Below are 15,571 nucleotides of genomic sequence, written 5' to 3' on the forward strand. Positions count from 1 at the left end.
GCTTGGCGTGCTCATTGGGCTTCGCCGCTGTCGCCGCCATTTCCGCTGCTGCCGCTATTGCCGCTGCCGTCGCGACGATGGTGGCGGTGGTGCTTGCGGCCGGCATCGCCCGATGCGTCCGCGCCGCCGCCTGCCGAGCCCCGGCCCTGGCCGCCCGACAATGCGGGCGCGTTGCCGGGGTCGACGGCAGACGTATTGCTGGTCGCGGCGGCCGGCGCACCGGCGGCCCCGCTGCCCCTACCCGCGGCTTGCGGCTGCGCGGGAGATCCAGCGCCGGCGGTCGGCGCGGCGCTGTTGTCAGGCACGGTCACCTTGGCGCCGTCCTTCAGCCGGTCGACGCCATCGACGACCACCTTGGCGCCCGGCGGAAGGCCCGACAGCAATTGCGTGACCGAGGCGTCGCCCGGGCCAAGGGAAACGGTCTTTACCGAGACAGTGCTGTCGTCGTTGAGCTGATAGACGAAAGTGCCTGGAGCGCCGTGCTGGATGGCGGCGTTGGGCAGCACCGTCACGCCGGTCAGGGTGCGCACCAGGAGATGCACGTTGACGAACTGGTTGGGATAAAGCCCGCCGTCGGCGTTAGCAAACACGGCGCGCAGCTTCACGGTGCCGGTGGTCGGATCGATCTGGTTGTCGATCGTCTGCAGCGTGCCTTCGGCGATCTGCTTGGTGTCGTTGCGGTCGAACAAGGTGGCCTTGAGCCCCGCATTGCCATGCGTCTGTTCCAGCACTTCGGCGAGGGTGTCTTCCGGCAGCGAAAACAGCACCGAAATCGGCTGCATCTCGGTGATCACCGCAATGCCGGTGCTGTCGGAAGGCGTGACGTAATTGCCCTGATCGACCAGCCTGAGGCCGATGCGGCCGTCGGCAGGTGCAACGATATGGCTGTTGGCGATATTGACCTCGACGGCCTCGATCTGCGCCTGGTCGGACATGACCGTGCCCTCGTCGGATTGCACGGTCGCGCGCTGCAGGTCGATCGCCTGCTGCGTGATGGCGTTGGAGGTCAGCTTCAGATCGCGGTCGAGGTCGAGCCTGGCATCGGTCAGCAGCGCCTGGTCGTGCTTCAATTGCCCCTGCAGCTGATGCAGCGAGGCTTGGAGAGTGCGGTCGTCGACCTGGGCAAGAAAATCGCCCTTCTTCACCATCTCCCCTTCGGTGAAGGCGATCGCGGTGACCTGCCCGCTGACCTGTGGGCGCGCCGTCACCGTCGACAGCGAGGTGACCGTGCCGAGCGCCTCCAGCGTGATCGGGATGTCGGCCTGCGTCACCGAGGCGACGGCGACCGGCTGCGCGCCGAGATCGCCGCCCCGGAAGCGCCCGCCGCCGCGCGCGCCTTGCTGCTGCACCGGTGCTGGATGCAGCCAGAACGCGACGCCCGCTCCAGCCGCGACCAGCAGCAGCGCGACCATCCAGCCGCGGCGCCGGCGACGCACGACGCCGGGCTTGACGTCCGTCGTCGGCTCACGGAGCGGCTGTAGCCGGCTGGCGACTTCGTCGTCCACTGTGTCACCTATCCATCGAACCAGCATGCGGCCAGGTCGACCACGTCATTGGCCAGCGTAACAGGCCCAAGAGGCAGTCCGGCCGGGAACATAACGCCGGAACCCGGCCATGCAATTGAGCCTGACATTAAATTCCCGTAAGAATTGAATGGGTTAGTCGATGACCACACTCAAAAACGCACGCCCGGGCGGGCTGTTCGGGGACGTGCCTCCATCGCGTGGGAGTGACCGACCCGCGCCGCGCCGGCCAATGATGACAAGGTTTTAAGGGGTGAATCCGGCCCGTGCGGCGGACCGCGTTTTGACGGGCGGGCCCCGTTCCTGTCCCGGCGGAACCGCAGCGTCCGAGCGGGACGCCACTCCATCCCGCTCGCAAAGATGTGAACGCAGCGACGTGCGAAGCTGCCCTATTCCTCAGCTTTATCGGCAGCGGGGCCGGATCGCGATCGAAGAGGGAAGCCATGACCGTTGCCCGGCTGCTCGCCTTGCCCCTGCTCAGCCTGTTGGCGCTCGGCCACGCGACCGCGCAAAGTCCGGACGGGGTCACCTCGCATGACGCACAGGTCGAGGATCTGAAAGTCTTCCGTCACGACTTCCTCGATGTCGACAAGTCTTTTTCCAGCGCCGCCCGCGTGGAAGCGGCATCGCGGCTGCAGGCGCTCGAAACCGCGGCAGGTCCGACCGACGCGGCCGTCTTCGCTGTCGATCTCTGCCAGATCGCGGCGTTGGCCGACAACGGTCACACGACCTGCAAGCTGCCGCGCGCCAACGGTGTGGCGATGTCTTTGCTGCCGATCGACGGCGCCTTCTACGTCATAGCGGCCAGTCCCCAAAACGGCGATCTGCTGGGCAGTCGGCTCGCCGGCATCGACGGCCATCCGGCTGCTGAAGTCTCCTCGGCGCTGCGCAGCCTGCATGGCGGCGTGGCGGCATGGCGCGACATCGAGGCGACCGACGCGATCGTCCGGCCCGATCTGCTCCATGCGCTCGGGCTCGCCAATGCCGCTGGCGACGCGACCTTTCGTTTCCAGACGCCCGACGGCCGCATCATCGACCGCAAGCTCGCCCCGGAGCCGCAACGCCGCGGCTGGGTGAAGATTTTTCCCAAGGGAAGCGCGCCCTGGCCGCTGCAGGATCAGGAACAGCCTTTCCGCTGGCGCGATGCGCCCGAACTCGATGGCGTCGTCGCCGAGATCAGGCGCAACGTCGATGGCAAGACCGGGAAGATCGCCGATTTCCTGGCTGAGGTCGAAGCCGCCCGGGTCCGTCTCGGCCGCAAGAACCTCGTCCTCGATATGCGCTTCAACACCGGCGGCAACTTGATGCTGACCCGCGATGCGCTCAGTTCCTGGCCGTCCCGCGTCAAACCGCCGGGACGGCTGTTCGTTCTGGAAAGCCCGATTACCTTTTCGGCGGGAATTGTCGACGTCGCCTATCTCAAGCAGGCTGGTGGGGACAGGGTCACACTGGTCGGCGAAGCGCCCGGCGACCGCATGATGTTCTTCGCCGATCAGCAGCAGGTGACGCTGCCGCATTCGGGCCTCGTGCTGCAGTCCGCGACGCAGCGCTACGACCTTCAAAACGGCTGCAAGGCCTACGCCGACTGTTTCGTCGGCATGGCGCAACCGAGTTCCGCCACCGGCACGACGCCCGTGCTTGTCGCCGCCATCGACGAAGGCAAGGGCCGCAAGCCGGTTGCGCTCAAGACGCTAGAGCCCGACATTGCCGCGCCATGGTCAATCGACGATCTGCTCAAGGGTCGCGATCCCGGAATGGCGGCCGTTCAGGCGGCGTTGGCGGGACAGCAGGAGTAGGACTGTTCAGTCGTGTTTTTATAGCGGAAGCGACCGGCGACATGGCGGCAAGGCTCTCGCACCGCGCGCATACGCTGCATCACGACGGCGAGCAGATGCAGGCGCGAACCCGGCTTTTGCAGGACGAACTGATGGCGAAGCTGACTGAGCGGTTGAACCAGCTGCTCTACATCCTCTCCGTCATGACCGCGGTGCTGCTGCCGATGACCATCATCTCCGGCCTGTTCGGCATGAATGTCGGCGGGCTCCCGCTGGTCGACACGGCGCTCGGCTTCTGGGTGGTAACGGCGATAGCGGTCGTCGTCGCCGGCATCGTCTACATGGTCGTGCGGCGGCTGGGCCGGGTCTAGCGTCCTATGCGCTTGCGCGCAGATCCTCGACGACAGTACCGGCCGCGCGGACTTCCGCCTCATGGTCCGGCTCGCGCCATGTCTCGGCGAGACCGGCCGTATACCATTCGCGCATGGCAGCGAGATCGAGCAACCGCTTGGGATAAGCAGCGGCAGCGCCCTCGAATGCCAGTCCATAGGACTGTGCCCGGAAAGCGACCGGAGCGAAGAAAGCATCGACCGCGGTGAAGTGGTCTCCGGCAAGGAACGGTCCGCCGAAGCGCGCAAGGCCGTCGTTCCACAAGTCGCCCAGGCGGAAGAGATCGTGCTTCAGCGCATCGGACATCGATGCCAGCTTGACGCGCACCCCACAGCTCATCGGGCAGTCATTGCGCAGCGCGGTAAAGCTCGAATGCATTTCGGCAGCGGCGGAGCGCGCCCAGGCGCGCGCTTTCGCATCGGCCGGCCAGACGCCTCGATGACGCTCTGCCAGATATTCGACGATCGAGAGCGAATCCCACACCGCCCAGCCATCGTCGACCAGGCAGGGCACGCGGCCATTCGGCGAGAATGACCGGAAGAGGCTGAAACTTGAACCGGTTGGGAACGGCGTCAGCCGCTCCTCGAAGCGAATGTCGAGGGTCCGCATCAGCAGCCAAGGCCGCAGCGACCAGGACGAATAGTTCTTGTTGCCGATATAAAGCTGGTACATTTGCCGCCCTCACCTCGTCGCGGGACCCGCCTGGCGGACCTCGCGCCCTCTGAACATCGACCAGCTGTACATGGCCAGCGCAGTCCAGATAAGGGCGAAAGCTATGGCCTGCGTGGTGCCGAACGGCTCATCGAAGATCAGGACGGCGATCAGGAACACCATCGTCGGCGCGATATATTGCATGATGCCGATCGTGGAGAGGCGCAAAAGCCTAGCGCCGAAGGCAAAGAGCAGAAGCGGCACCGCGGTCACCGGGCCGCAGCCGATCAGCAGCGCGGTGTCGGCGCCGGTGCTGGAGATGAAATGGTCCTGTCCCGAGGCGATCAGGTAGGCAATGTAGCAAAGCGCCGGCACCGACAGCAAAAGAACTTCGAGCAGAAAGCCCTGGCTCGGCCCGATCGGCAGCGTCTTGCGGAAGAAGCCGTAGGCGGCGAAGGAGAAGGCCAATGCCAGCGATACCCAGGGTAATTTGCCGGCCTCGACAGTAAGCACGGTCACCGCAATGGCGGCCAGCGCCACCGCCGCGATCTGCAGCCGGTCGAGCCGTTCGCCGAGGAGAACGGCGCCGACCACCACGCTGACCAGCGGGTTGATATAGTAGCCGAGCGCCGTCTCGACCGTGCGGTTGACTGCGATCGCCCAGACATAGATGCCCCAGTTGACCGAGATGAGCGTCGCCGTCAGCGCCGCCATGGCGAGGCTTTTCGGCGAGCGGATCGCGGCCTTGAAGTCGGCGGTGCGGCCGGCCCAAACCAGCACGGCAGCAGCGATCGGCACCGACCAAACGATCCGGTGCGAGATCACCTCGATCAGCGGCAGATGCGCCACCGCTTTCATGTAAAAGGGCAACAGCCCCCAGAGAAAATAGGCGCCGAGCGCCAAAAGGAAGCCGCGGCGAGCCTTGGCGTCTTGATCGAGATCGGCTGTTGCGGTGACCATGGCCCAACGCTATGGCCCAGGGGACCGTCCAAGACCATCGCAAAATTCTGATGGATCAATGGACTTTTGATGATGGTTCAACCTACTCCGCCGCGACTAAGCCAGCCATATCACGGTTCTTCATCAGCTTGTAGATGATTGAATCCATCAGCGCCTGGAAGGAGGCGTCGATGATGTTTTCCGAGACGCCGACAGTCCACCAGCGGGCGCCGGTGGAATCGTGCGATTCGATCAGCACCCGGGTGATGGCTTCGGTCCCGCCGTTGAGGATGCGCACCTTGAAGTCGGCGAGCTCGAGGTCGACGATCTCGTTCTGATACTTGCCGAGATCCTTGCGCAGCGCGATGTCGAGCGCGTTGACCGGGCCGTGGCCTTCGGCCACCGACATCTTCTCCTCGCCGTCGACCATCACCTTCACGATCGCCTCGGACACGGTCTTCAGGTTGCCGTTGGCATCGAAGCGGCGCTCGACCATGCAGCGGAACGAGGTGACGTTGAAGAACTCCGGCAGGCCGTGCAGCATCTTGCGGGCCAAAAGCTCGAAGGAGGCGTCGGCGCCCTCATAGGCGTAGCCTTCGGCCTCGCGCTCCTTCACGACGGCGATGAGCGCGTCGAGCCGGCTGTCGTCCTTCGGCACGTCGATGCCGCGCCGCTTCAATTCGGCCAGAAAATTGGCCTTGCCGCCCTGGTCGGAGACCATGACGCGGCGGCGGTTGCCCACCGCTTCCGGCGGCACATGCTCGTAAGTCGCCGGCTCTTTGGCCAGCGCCGAGGCATGGATGCCGGCCTTGGTGGCGAAGGCGGATGAGCCGACATAGGGCGCCTGAGCTTCCGGCGCGCGGTTGAGCAATTCGTCGAAAGCGCGGGAGAGCCGCGAAATGCCGGTCAGTGCTTCGGCCGAAATGCCTGTCTCGAAGCGGTCGGCGAAGGCCGGCTTGAGCGCGAGCGTCGGGATGATTGTGACCAGATTGGCGTTGCCGCAGCGCTCGCCGATGCCGTTCAGCGTGCCCTGGATCTGGCGCACACCGGCCTCGACGGCGGCAAGGGAATTCGCCACCGCCTGGCCGGTGTCGTCATGGGCATGAATGCCGAGATGGTCGCCAGGGATGCCGCTCGCGATCGCCTTCTCGACGATGGCCCGCACTTCCGAAGGCTGCGTGCCGCCATTGGTGTCGCATAGCACCACCCAGCGCGCCCCGGCATCATAGGCGGTCTTGGCGCAGGCCAGCGCGTAAGCCGGATTGGCCTTGAAGCCGTCGAAGAAATGCTCGCAGTCGACCATCGCCTCCTTGCCGACGGCGACCGCCGCCTGGACCGAGACTTTTATCGACTCAAGGTTCTCCTCGTTGGTGCAGCCGAGCGCCACGCGCACGTGATAGTCCCAGCTCTTGGCGACGAAGCAGATCGCGTCCGACTTCGATTGCACCAGCGCCGCCAGCCCCGGATCGTTGGAGGCCGAAACCCCTGCCCGCTTGGTCATGCCGAAGGCGACGAATTTCGCGCTTTGCGTGCGCTTCTGATGGAAGAAGGCGGTGTCGGTCGGGTTGGCACCGGGATAGCCGCCCTCGACATAGTCGATGCCGAATTCGTCGAGCAGCTTGGCGATCGCGATCTTGTCCTCGACGGAAAAGTCGATGCCCGGCGTCTGCTGGCCGTCGCGCAGCGTGGTGTCGAAGAGGTAGAGGCGTTGCTTCGTCATGGCTGTAGCTCGAAAAGTCGAGATCCTTCGCGCCGGGGGCGCCGTAGAGCACAAACCTGCATGGTTATTTGCCTGCGTATTTGTCCGTCGCCCGGATCAGCCGATCCAGAATCCCCGGCTCCGAATACGAGTGGCCGGCGCCTTCGATGAGGTGGAAATCCGCCTTCGGCCAGGCCTTGTGCAGGGCCCAGGCATAGCGCGCCGGGCACGGCATGTCGTAGCGGCCGTGGACGATGGTGCCTGGGATATCCTTCAGCTTCCAGGCGTCGCGCAGCAGCTGTCCTTCTTCCAGCCAGCCGGCATGGACGAAATAGTGGTTCTCGATGCGGGCGAAGGCGATGGCATAGTCGTCCTGGCCGAAAGGCGTGCTGGTTTCCGGCTCCGGCAAAAGCGTGATCGTCTCGCCTTCCCACAGACTCCAGGCAAGCGCCGCCTCGACCTTCGCCTTGCGGTCGCTGCCGACCAGCCGCTTGCGGTAGGCGGCCATCATGTCGCCGCGCTCGGCCTCGGGGATCGGCGCCAAAAAACGTTCCCACTTGTCGGGAAACATCTCGGAGACGCCGAACTGATAGTACCATTCGAGTTCGGCGCGGGTCAGCGTATAGATGCCGCGCACGACGAGCTCGCTGACGCGCTCGGGATGCGTTTCGGCATAGGCGAGCGCCAGCGTCGAGCCCCACGAGCCGCCGAACACCAGCCATTTGTCGAAGCCCGCCATCTCGCGCAGGCGTTCGATGTCGGCGACGAGATGCCAGGTGGTGTTGGCTTCCAGCGAGGCGTTGGGCGTCGACTTGCCGCAGCCGCGCTGGTCGAACAGGATGACGTCGTAGAGTTTCGGGTCGAACAGCCGCCGGTGTTTGGGCGAGATCGTGCCTCCAGGCCCGCCATGCAGGAACACGGCTGGCTTGGCGCCTTTGGTGCCACAGCGCTCCCAATAGATGGCGTGGCCATCACCGACATCGAGCATGCCTGTTTCGAACGCCTCGATCTCGGGATAGAGCGTGCGCAAGGAGCTGCTGTGGATCGTCATAGTTTCAGTCCCTGCTGCGGCCAGTTGGCCGTCTCGTGATCGGGATGCTGGAAGGAGATGATCTGCTCCTGCGGTCGATAGTAGTCGGGGTCGTCGTGGACCGGCGCCTCGAAGATCTTCTCCACCCAGGGCAGCCGCACCGCGTAGTTGACCTGGATCTGCGGCGCGAGGTCCGAACGCTCGTCGAAGGCACCGATGGCGATCTCCAGCCCACCCGGCTGGCGGTAGGTGAGCGGCGTGCCGCAGCGGCGGCAGAAGCCGCGATCGATGTTGACCGAGGACTGGAAATAGCTCGGCTCCTCATGGGTCCATTCGACGCCATCCTTCGGCACCGTTACCAGGGCGCCAAAGAAATTGCCGAACTGTTTCTGGCACATGCGGCAATGGCAGATGGACGGGCGCCCGAGCTTGCCGTGGACGCGGAAGCGCACGGCGCCGCATTGGCAACCGCCGGTTCGAATTTCATCGGTCATGGTTTTTCCTCCGGCGGCCATTGGTCGGTGTCGTGGTCTGGATGCTGATAGGAGACGAGCTCGGCGAGATAAGGCGCCGACGAAACATCGCCCATCGTCTCCTCGGACGGCAGTCTCGAAACGCCGTCGACATAGGGAAGCTTCGCTTCGACGCCCCACTGGATGGTGGGCGCGATGCCGGCCGGGTCGTCGAAGGCGGCGATCGCCAGCGCCACGCCGTCCGGCGCCTCGAAGGTCAGCGGCGTGCCGCATTCGGCGCAGAAGCCGCGCCATGCCGCGCTGGACGAGCGGAAGCGCTTCGGCCCGCCGCGCGTCCAGTCGAGCCTGGCGCCGCGCACCGAGACCAGCGGCAGATAGAAATTGCCGCTCGCCTTCTGGCACATGCGGCAATGGCAGACCGAGGCATCGCCCAGGGCGCCCTCAACGCGGAAACGTACGGCGCCGCACTGGCACCCGCCCGTATAGACCGGCCGGTTATCAAGGCTCATCGATCCCTCCCATCGAGCTCACTCCGGATCATGGCAGACCGCCTCGACATTGTTGCCGTCGGGATCGAAGACGAAGGCGCCGTAATAATTGGGGTGGTAATGCGGACGCAGCCCCGGCCCGCCATTGTCCTTGCCGCCGGCCGCAAGGGCCGCGGCATGGAAGGCGTCGACCTCGGCGCGGCTGCGCGCGGTGAAGGCGACATGCTGATGGTCCTTCGGCTTCTCCTTGCCCGCGCTCAGCCAGAACACCGGCCGGTCGCGGCCATAGCCGCCGACCTTGGCGCCGGCGGTATATTCCTCCGGCACCATGTAGAGCAGCGAAGCGCCAAGCGGCGCCATCGCCTTGTCGTAGAACGCCTTGGACTTTTCGAAATCGGAAACGCTGATGCCGAGATGATCGATCATGGAACGAGCTCCTGCGTTGCGGTCTCCGGCACTTCGGCGCCGGCCAGGCCGGCCGCAATGACGATGTGCTGGCAGACATTGTCGATATCGCGGATCACGTCGTCGTTCCAGAAGCGCAGGATGGTCCAGCCTAGGCCTTCGAGCTTCGTGGCCCTCGCAGCATCGGATGCAGAAGCGTCGGCACGAGCGTGCTGAGACCCGTCAATCTCAACAATCAGTTTTTTGGCCGGACAAGCAAAGTCGACGATGTAGCCCGCAATTGGCATCTGTCGTCGAAAGGAAAGGCCCATAGGCCTGTGCGCTCTAACTTCATTCCAGAGCTTCAATTCGGCATCGGTCATTTGCTTGCGCATCTTGCGCGCGTTGCCGCGATTGATGGAGGCACTGGATAGTGCGTCATCGCGAGGCGCCCCCCTCTGCCCTGCCGGGCATCTCCCCCTCAAGGGGGGAGATTGGCGGTTTCGCCGACGGCGCCCAATCTTCAACGTCGGAGTTTAGCGAAAGCCGGGGTGACGTCCGATCTCCCCCCGTGAGGGGGAGATGTCCGGCAGGACAGAGGGGGGTGCCTGGCGCCAGCCTCTCCATTCCCGTCAAGTGAACAGCCGCCCTCACCGCTTGATCTCCCAGGTCGTCACCCGCTGGCCGGTGAGAGGATCCTTGCCGTCCTTGAGCTGAACGCCCTGCGCAAGAAGCTCGTCGCGGATGCGGTCGGCCTCAGCCCAATTCTTCTCGGCGATGAACTTCAGGCGCCTGGCGATCGCCGCAGCGATCGCTTCCTCATCTACCTTCGCCGCGCCGACATCGAAACCCAGAAAGGCAAGCGCCGCTTTCAGCGAAGCCGCGGCGGCGTTCTCGCCGGCGCCAGTGAACTCCACCGCTTCGCCGGCAAGCTGCGTCAATCGCTGAAAGGCAGCGTAGGTGGCGACGTCGTCGGACAGCGCCTCCAGCACGTCTGCCGGCAGGTCCCCCGCCGCCGCGGGCGCTAGATCGGCCGCACGCTTCCATTTGCGCAGCGTGTTTTCCGCCTCCTCCAGCTTGCGCACGGAAAAGTCGATCGGCTCGCGGTAATGCGTCATTAGCATCGCCAGCCGCAGCACCTCGCCCGGCCACTTCCTGCCGCCGAAAGTCTCGGTCTCCAAGAGCTCATGGATCGAATAGAAATTGCCGAGGCTCTTCGACATTTTCTGGCCCTCGACCTGAAGGAAGCCGTTGTGCATCCAGACATTGGCCATGACTTTGGTGCCGTGGGCGCAGCGCGACTGGGCGATCTCGTTCTCGTGATGCGGGAAGATCAGGTCGAGGCCGCCGCCATGGATGTCGAAGACCTCGCCGAGATAGGCGGCCGTCATGGCCGAGCATTCGATGTGCCAGCCCGGACGGCCCCTGCCCCACGGGCTTTCCCAGCCGGGCTCTTCCGGAGTCGAGAGTTTCCATAAAACGAAATCGCCGGGGTTCTTCTTGTGGGCGTCGACGGCGATGCGGGCGCCGGCCTGCTGCTCGTCGAGATTGCGCTTCGAAAGCTCGCCATAATCGGGCATCGAGGCGGTGTCGAAGAGCACCTCGCCGCCGGCGACGTAGGCGTGGCCGCGCTTGATCAGTTGCGCGATCAGCGACAGCATGTCGGCCTTGCCGTCGGCGCGGGGCGCGACGAACTCGGTCGCCCGCGGCTCGTAGGTCGGCTCCAGGCAGCCGAGTGCCGCGACATCCTTGTGGTACTGGTCGGCGGTCTTTTCGGTGACGCGCCGGATCGCGTCGTTCAGCGAAAGCGTCCCGGCTTCGATCTCGGTGCCGAAATCGCGCAGGGCGCGCGCATTTATCTTGTCGTCGACATCCGTGATGTTGCGCACATACGTGACGTGCTTTTCGCCATAGAGTTGGCGCAGCAAACGGAACAGCACGTCGAAGACGATCGCCGGCCGCGCGTTGCCGATATGGGCAAAGTCGTAGACCGTCGGGCCGCAAACATACATGCGCACGTTTTGCGGATCGATCGGAACGAAACGCTCCTTCGCCCGCGTCAGCGTGTTGTAAAGGCTGAGGCCCTTCGATGCGTCAGACATTCGTGCTCTTCCGATCCCTTATGTTGGACGGAGCCTCCCCCGCGCGCGGGCGCGAATCGGGCTCCAGCCTGCTGGCCGGGGCGTTTGTCCAATCTAGGGGAAGATAAGGCGAAAACGTCCGGACCAGCGCGAGGCTAGCCAATAATGCAAATGCCACAAATGGCGAAAGACGTTTTCATGGCCGGCTTTATCGCGCCCGCAGGTGTTGCCGTCAAGTCGCTCAACTCGGGAAAGCTGTCGTTCCATCACAGGTAAAAACCGGCCGAAACATTTTATTAAGCATCTCGGCACAGTGATGAAACATTATCGGACTAGACCGCCAAACGTCACGATTTGGTCCGAATCGACCACCAAACCCAGACACGAAAACGTTACCAGGGAAGAGAACAATGCCTCGAAGTAAGCAAGAACAAAGCCGACCGGCGCAGCAGCCGCTCGCCAGCCACTACCGCGCGATCGGCCCTGCGGCCATCGTCGCAGCCCTTCTTCACACCGCGAAGAAGAAGAAGCCGGCGCAGAAGATCATCTCGCCGCGCGCCGCTTGAAACGGCAGGACCGGCGCAGCCCCCGATGATCGGGGTGCCGGCAATGAGGGCGACGCCAATGCTCGCCCTGGGAGATGGAAGGCCTCTGCTAGCAGCCTTCGCTAAAACAGGGTCATCTGGTTTTCGTCCGCGCCGGGTTTCTGGCGCCTGACCTTGTCGGGGTGAGGCCCGACCATGCCCCGCTCCTGGATCTCCGGCCCGGTGTTGGCGACCTTGTTGACGAGGTCGGAAACCGGAATCGCCTCGAAGAAATCGGGCTCGGCGGGCTTGAGGAGGTCGAGCACGTCGCGCGGCTCCTGCGTGCGGCAATCCAACCAGCGGGCGAAATCGCGTTCATCGATCACCACCGGCACGCGGTCGTGGATATGGGCGGTGCCGGCGTTGGCCCGCGTGGTGAGGATCGCCCCGGTGTCTATCTCGGAACCGCCCGGCTCGGCATAGGTCTCGATCAGACCGGCGAAGGCGATCACCCCGCCTCGGCGCGGTCGGATCCAGTAGGGCTGGCCCTTAGCGCTCCCCGATTGCTGCCATTCATAAAAGCCGGATGCCGGCACAAGGGCCCGGCGATGGCGCATGGCGGTCTTGAACGAGGCCTTCTGCAGCACGCCTTCCGAGCGCGCGTTGAAGAGCAGCGGAAATTCCTTCGTATCCTCGACCCAAGTCGGGATCAGGCCCCAGCGCACCAGCATCGCCTGGCGGTCTGGCAGGTTGGAGCCTGGCGCTCTTGGCGGACCGGCGAACGCCATCAGCACCGGCTGCGTCGGAGCGATATTGTAGCGGGCCGGAAACGCCTCCAGCTCCGCCAGGCCAAGAATGGCGGCGGTCTGGTCCGGCGAGGCGGTCAGGGCAAAGCGTCCGCACATGGATTGGCTCTTCGGTCGGGATCGCCATGAAAGTGGCGATGGAACCGCCGCGCCGCAACCGCTAAAGCTGTCCGGTCCACAACCAAGCCGGCAGCCGGCGCGATTCGCAACGCATGAACAAGGTTCGCAAGATTATCCCGGCAGTCTCCGTCGCCGTCGTGCGCGGCAAGACGGTGCTGCTTGTCAAGCGGGCGCGGCCGCCTTCGCAAGGGCTCTACGCGTATTCCGGCGGCAAGGTCGAGCCGGGCGAGACGCTGGCGCAAGCCGCGGCGCGCGAACTCAAGGAGGAAACCGGGCTCGAGGCGACGGATTACCGCCCGCTGCGCGACATCCATATCGACGGCCGCGCTGAGCACCACGCGGTCGACTATCTGCTGACGGTGTTCGGCGCGGCCTATGTCGGCGGCGAGCCGGCAGCGAGCGATGACGCCGAGACGGCGGCGTTCTACACGCTGGCGGAAATGGCGGCGATGCCGCTGGCGGGCGATGTGTTTGAAGTTGCCGAGGAGTTGCTTGGCCCTGTGCAAGCCGCCGAGCGGTGACCCCAGAATGGCCTTGCGGGCGACAAAATGTTTCGCCACAAAGCCTTGCTCTTCCATCGCAAGGCCCTGATGACCCGCGCCTCCCCCTTTCTCGCCGCAAGCCTCGCCATCAGCATGGCCGTCACGGTGCAGCCGGCATCGCCGGCCGAGGCGCCGTTCGAGCCCGGGCTAATGCGGCTTGCCGAGGTGCTGGGTTCGCTGCATTTCCTGCGCAACCTCTGCGGCGAGAAAGGCGACCAGTGGCGGCTGGAGATGGAAAAGCTGCTTGAGTCGGAAAATCCCGATCCCAACCGGCGCGCCCGCTTCATCGCCTCCTTCAATCGCGGCTACCGCTCCTTCAGCGGCACCTACACGCAGTGCACGCCTTCGGCCACCGAGGCCATTGCCCGCTACATGAAGGAAGGCGAGACGCTGTCGCGCGATATCGCTTCCCGTTACGGGAATTGAGGACCGGCATCGATCGCGACTATCCACCGACAAATCGCTCCAATGTGGCCGGCCTTATTGTATCAGGCTGCGCCTTGGTGCAATCATCTGTTGCGCTTGTGCAACAATGTTAATGAAACGTTAGTGGACAAATGCGGAATTAACTCAAACTGAAGGTTTTAATGCCGCAAGTTGGTCTAATCGGCTAAGCTCGGTCGGAATTGATCGCAGCCTTGCTCGATATGTAGATTGCGACTGCAGAAATGTCGTATTTACAAGCACTTGTACGAGCAGCGCATGAACTGGCAAGTCAAGCCCGGTGCCTTGCCGGACCGAGCTTGAAAAGGTGGACATCGCAATGGAACATGGCGTCAGCGACATCGACGCGTTGGTCAGGGAAGAAAAGCGCCTGACCGCCGTGGAGAGCCACAGTGAAGCCTGGGCGGAAGGATTGTCGGCCGGCATCGAGCCCGAAATCATCGCCGAGGCTGCGCTGGAAACCGCCTTCGGCGAGATGCTGCGCGCCAATGGTGAGACCTCAGCGCTGGCCCTGCTCGACCGCATGCGCGAAAAGGTGATCTCCGGCGCCTTCGAGCCGGAACGGCTCAGGCACTAGCCCGCCCGCTTTGGCTGCTTTTGACGGCGACGCGCCGTTTGGGCATCATACCCGCCGCCTAGCCATTAGTCTTTTTCGCAATTCCGGACGGAAACCATTGCACAGTTTCCTGGAATTGCCCTAGCGAGCCCGGAACCATGGAGAGGCAAGGGGTGAGATTTTCGTTGGCAGGCAGGCCGCGCGGGCTGGCTCTTAGCATCTGGATCACTGCTTCCTGCGCCGGACCATTGGCAATCTGCCTCGCCAGCACGCCTTGCTATGCGCTAAGCGAGATCCAGCGCGAGGATTTGCCTTCGCCGGTCACTCCGCCCACCAGTGACGAAACGACCGCTCCGGGGACCACCGTGCCAATGCCGGCCGCGCCCGGCACCAAACCCTCCGACAACAGCCAGCCGGCCGACGAGACGGACAAGAGCGCGCCGGAAGCGCCAACCGGCAGCGGCGGCATCACCAGCCCGCGCTCCGACCCGGATTCGCCGCCGCCGCCCGTCGTCTACGACCTCGACAAGCTTCCCGAGCCGGTCAAACGCATGCACGGCCTGATCATCGAGGCCTGCAAGAGCGGCGATATCGAGAAACTTCGGCCGCTGATCGGCTCGGGCGAATCCATGACGCAGCTTTCGCTCGGCGACATCGAGGGCGACCCGGTCGCTTTCCTCAAGGGACTCTCCGGCGACGGCGACGGCCAGGAGATTCTCGCCATTTTGGAAGAGGTGCTCAGCGCCGGCTATGTCCATGTCGACACCGGCACCCCGCAGGAGCTCTATGTCTGGCCGTATTTCTTCGCGCTGCCGCTCGACAAGCTGGATCCCAGGCAGCGCGTCGAGCTGTTCAAGCTCGTCACCGCAAGCGACTATGACGACATGAAGCAGTTCGGCGCCTATATCTTCTACCGCGTCGGCATCACGCCCGCCGGCCAGTGGCTGTTCTTCGTCGCCGGGGATTGAGCCAGAAGCTCATCCCTTGCCAATTTTGGTCTGCGGCCATATGCGGTTTGCCTCCTCTCGCAGAGCCGGAATCGCATCGGCTCCCACCGTCGGCATTTCGAGAAGAAAATCGACGAGGGCAAGTTCCCGCAGCTGCAGGCACTGTTAATGCAGGGCGCGCTTAAGAAATCCAACGTGG

Annotated in this window: 18 protein-coding genes; 7 read left to right on the plus strand and 11 right to left on the minus strand. The window is 64.3% G+C overall.

All coding sequences use genetic code 11. The features are described from left to right. Positions 1 to 11: 11 nt before the first annotated feature. Positions 12 to 1,505 (minus strand): efflux RND transporter periplasmic adaptor subunit, encoded by a 1,494-nt coding sequence (locus A9K71_RS15860; protein ID WP_066997360.1) that lies wholly within the window; start codon positions 1,503 to 1,505, stop codon positions 12 to 14. 461 nt (positions 1,506 to 1,966) lie between these two features. Between A9K71_RS15860 and A9K71_RS15865 the strand changes: the two genes are divergently transcribed. Next, positions 1,967 to 3,319, plus strand: a complete 1,353-nt coding sequence (locus A9K71_RS15865; RefSeq protein ID WP_066997363.1) for a hypothetical protein — start codon at positions 1,967 to 1,969, stop codon at positions 3,317 to 3,319. A gap of 41 nt (positions 3,320 to 3,360) precedes the next feature. Further along, positions 3,361 to 3,669: a CorA family divalent cation transporter gene (locus tag A9K71_RS15870; protein WP_066997367.1), complete on the plus strand. Its 309-nt coding sequence runs from the start codon at positions 3,361 to 3,363 to the stop codon at positions 3,667 to 3,669. Positions 3,670 to 3,673: 4 nt separating this feature from the next. On the opposite strand, the gene A9K71_RS15875 is transcribed toward A9K71_RS15870, so the two are convergent. From A9K71_RS15875 to cysS, 9 genes are all read right to left on the minus strand, one after another. Then, positions 3,674 to 4,360 (minus strand): glutathione S-transferase, encoded by a 687-nt coding sequence (locus tag A9K71_RS15875; protein WP_066997370.1) that lies wholly within the window; start codon positions 4,358 to 4,360, stop codon positions 3,674 to 3,676. A 9-nt stretch (positions 4,361 to 4,369) separates the two neighbouring features. Beyond that, positions 4,370 to 5,299 (minus strand): EamA family transporter RarD, encoded by a 930-nt coding sequence (gene rarD / locus A9K71_RS15880; RefSeq protein WP_066997373.1) that lies wholly within the window; start codon positions 5,297 to 5,299, stop codon positions 4,370 to 4,372. Positions 5,300 to 5,381: 82 nt separating this feature from the next. Beyond that, a complete protein-coding gene (gene cimA / locus A9K71_RS15885; protein WP_066997376.1) occupies positions 5,382 to 6,998 on the minus strand; it encodes a citramalate synthase in 1,617 nt (538 codons plus the stop codon). Positions 6,999 to 7,062: 64 nt separating this feature from the next. Next, the gene (gene pip / locus A9K71_RS15890; RefSeq protein WP_066997379.1) at positions 7,063 to 8,028 is read right to left on the minus strand and encodes a prolyl aminopeptidase; all 966 of its coding nucleotides are present in this window, start codon (positions 8,026 to 8,028) and stop codon (positions 7,063 to 7,065) included. Then, entirely contained in the window at positions 8,025 to 8,501 is a 477-nt protein-coding gene (locus A9K71_RS15895; RefSeq protein ID WP_082980548.1) for a GFA family protein, read from the minus strand. The genes pip and A9K71_RS15895 overlap by 4 nt, the downstream gene beginning before the upstream one ends. Continuing rightward, positions 8,498 to 8,989 carry a GFA family protein gene (locus tag A9K71_RS15900; RefSeq protein WP_066997385.1) on the minus strand — a complete coding sequence of 164 codons (492 nt, stop codon included), beginning with the start codon at positions 8,987 to 8,989 and terminating at the stop codon, positions 8,498 to 8,500. Before A9K71_RS15900 ends, A9K71_RS15895 begins: the two co-directional genes overlap by 4 nt. An 18-nt stretch (positions 8,990 to 9,007) precedes the next feature. Continuing rightward, positions 9,008 to 9,394 carry a VOC family protein gene (locus A9K71_RS15905; RefSeq protein WP_066997387.1) on the minus strand — a complete coding sequence of 129 codons (387 nt, stop codon included), beginning with the start codon at positions 9,392 to 9,394 and terminating at the stop codon, positions 9,008 to 9,010. Then, on the minus strand, positions 9,391 to 9,735 hold the full coding sequence (locus A9K71_RS15910; protein WP_245299643.1) for an endonuclease domain-containing protein: 345 nt from the start codon (positions 9,733 to 9,735) through the stop codon (positions 9,391 to 9,393). The genes A9K71_RS15905 and A9K71_RS15910 overlap by 4 nt, the downstream gene beginning before the upstream one ends. A gap of 267 nt (positions 9,736 to 10,002) precedes the next feature. Beyond that, positions 10,003 to 11,454: a cysteine--tRNA ligase gene (gene cysS / locus A9K71_RS15915; RefSeq protein ID WP_066997394.1), complete on the minus strand. Its 1,452-nt coding sequence runs from the start codon at positions 11,452 to 11,454 to the stop codon at positions 10,003 to 10,005. Between the two features lie 389 nt (positions 11,455 to 11,843). On the opposite strand from cysS, the gene A9K71_RS30495 reads away from it, so the two are divergent. Then, positions 11,844 to 11,999: a hypothetical protein gene (locus A9K71_RS30495; protein WP_082953737.1), complete on the plus strand. Its 156-nt coding sequence runs from the start codon at positions 11,844 to 11,846 to the stop codon at positions 11,997 to 11,999. Positions 12,000 to 12,100: 101 nt separating this feature from the next. Here A9K71_RS30495 and A9K71_RS15920 read toward each other — a convergent pair whose 3' ends face one another. Further along, the gene (locus A9K71_RS15920; protein WP_066997396.1) at positions 12,101 to 12,862 is read right to left on the minus strand and encodes an SOS response-associated peptidase; all 762 of its coding nucleotides are present in this window, start codon (positions 12,860 to 12,862) and stop codon (positions 12,101 to 12,103) included. 113 nt (positions 12,863 to 12,975) lie between these two features. Here A9K71_RS15920 and A9K71_RS15925 point away from each other — a divergent pair, with 113 nt between their 5' ends. The 4 genes from A9K71_RS15925 to A9K71_RS15940 all read left to right on the plus strand — a co-directional run bounded on the left by A9K71_RS15925 (position 12,976) and on the right by A9K71_RS15940 (position 15,393). After that, a complete protein-coding gene (locus tag A9K71_RS15925) occupies positions 12,976 to 13,404 on the plus strand; it encodes an NUDIX hydrolase (RefSeq protein WP_066997399.1) in 429 nt (142 codons plus the stop codon). Positions 13,405 to 13,473: 69 nt separating this feature from the next. After that, complete coding sequence (locus A9K71_RS15930; protein ID WP_066998125.1) at positions 13,474 to 13,851, plus strand: TIGR02301 family protein; 378 nt, start codon at positions 13,474 to 13,476, stop codon at positions 13,849 to 13,851. A gap of 337 nt (positions 13,852 to 14,188) precedes the next feature. Beyond that, positions 14,189 to 14,446, plus strand: coding sequence for a hypothetical protein (locus tag A9K71_RS15935; protein WP_066997401.1), 258 nt, complete (start codon positions 14,189 to 14,191; stop codon positions 14,444 to 14,446). Between the two features lie 152 nt (positions 14,447 to 14,598). Next, positions 14,599 to 15,393, plus strand: coding sequence for a hypothetical protein (locus A9K71_RS15940; RefSeq protein ID WP_066997404.1), 795 nt, complete (start codon positions 14,599 to 14,601; stop codon positions 15,391 to 15,393). The last annotated feature ends 178 nt before the right edge of the window (positions 15,394 to 15,571 follow it).

Source organism: Mesorhizobium sp. WSM3873, from assembly GCF_001672445.1.
GTDB lineage: Bacteria > Pseudomonadota > Alphaproteobacteria > Rhizobiales > Rhizobiaceae > Mesorhizobium.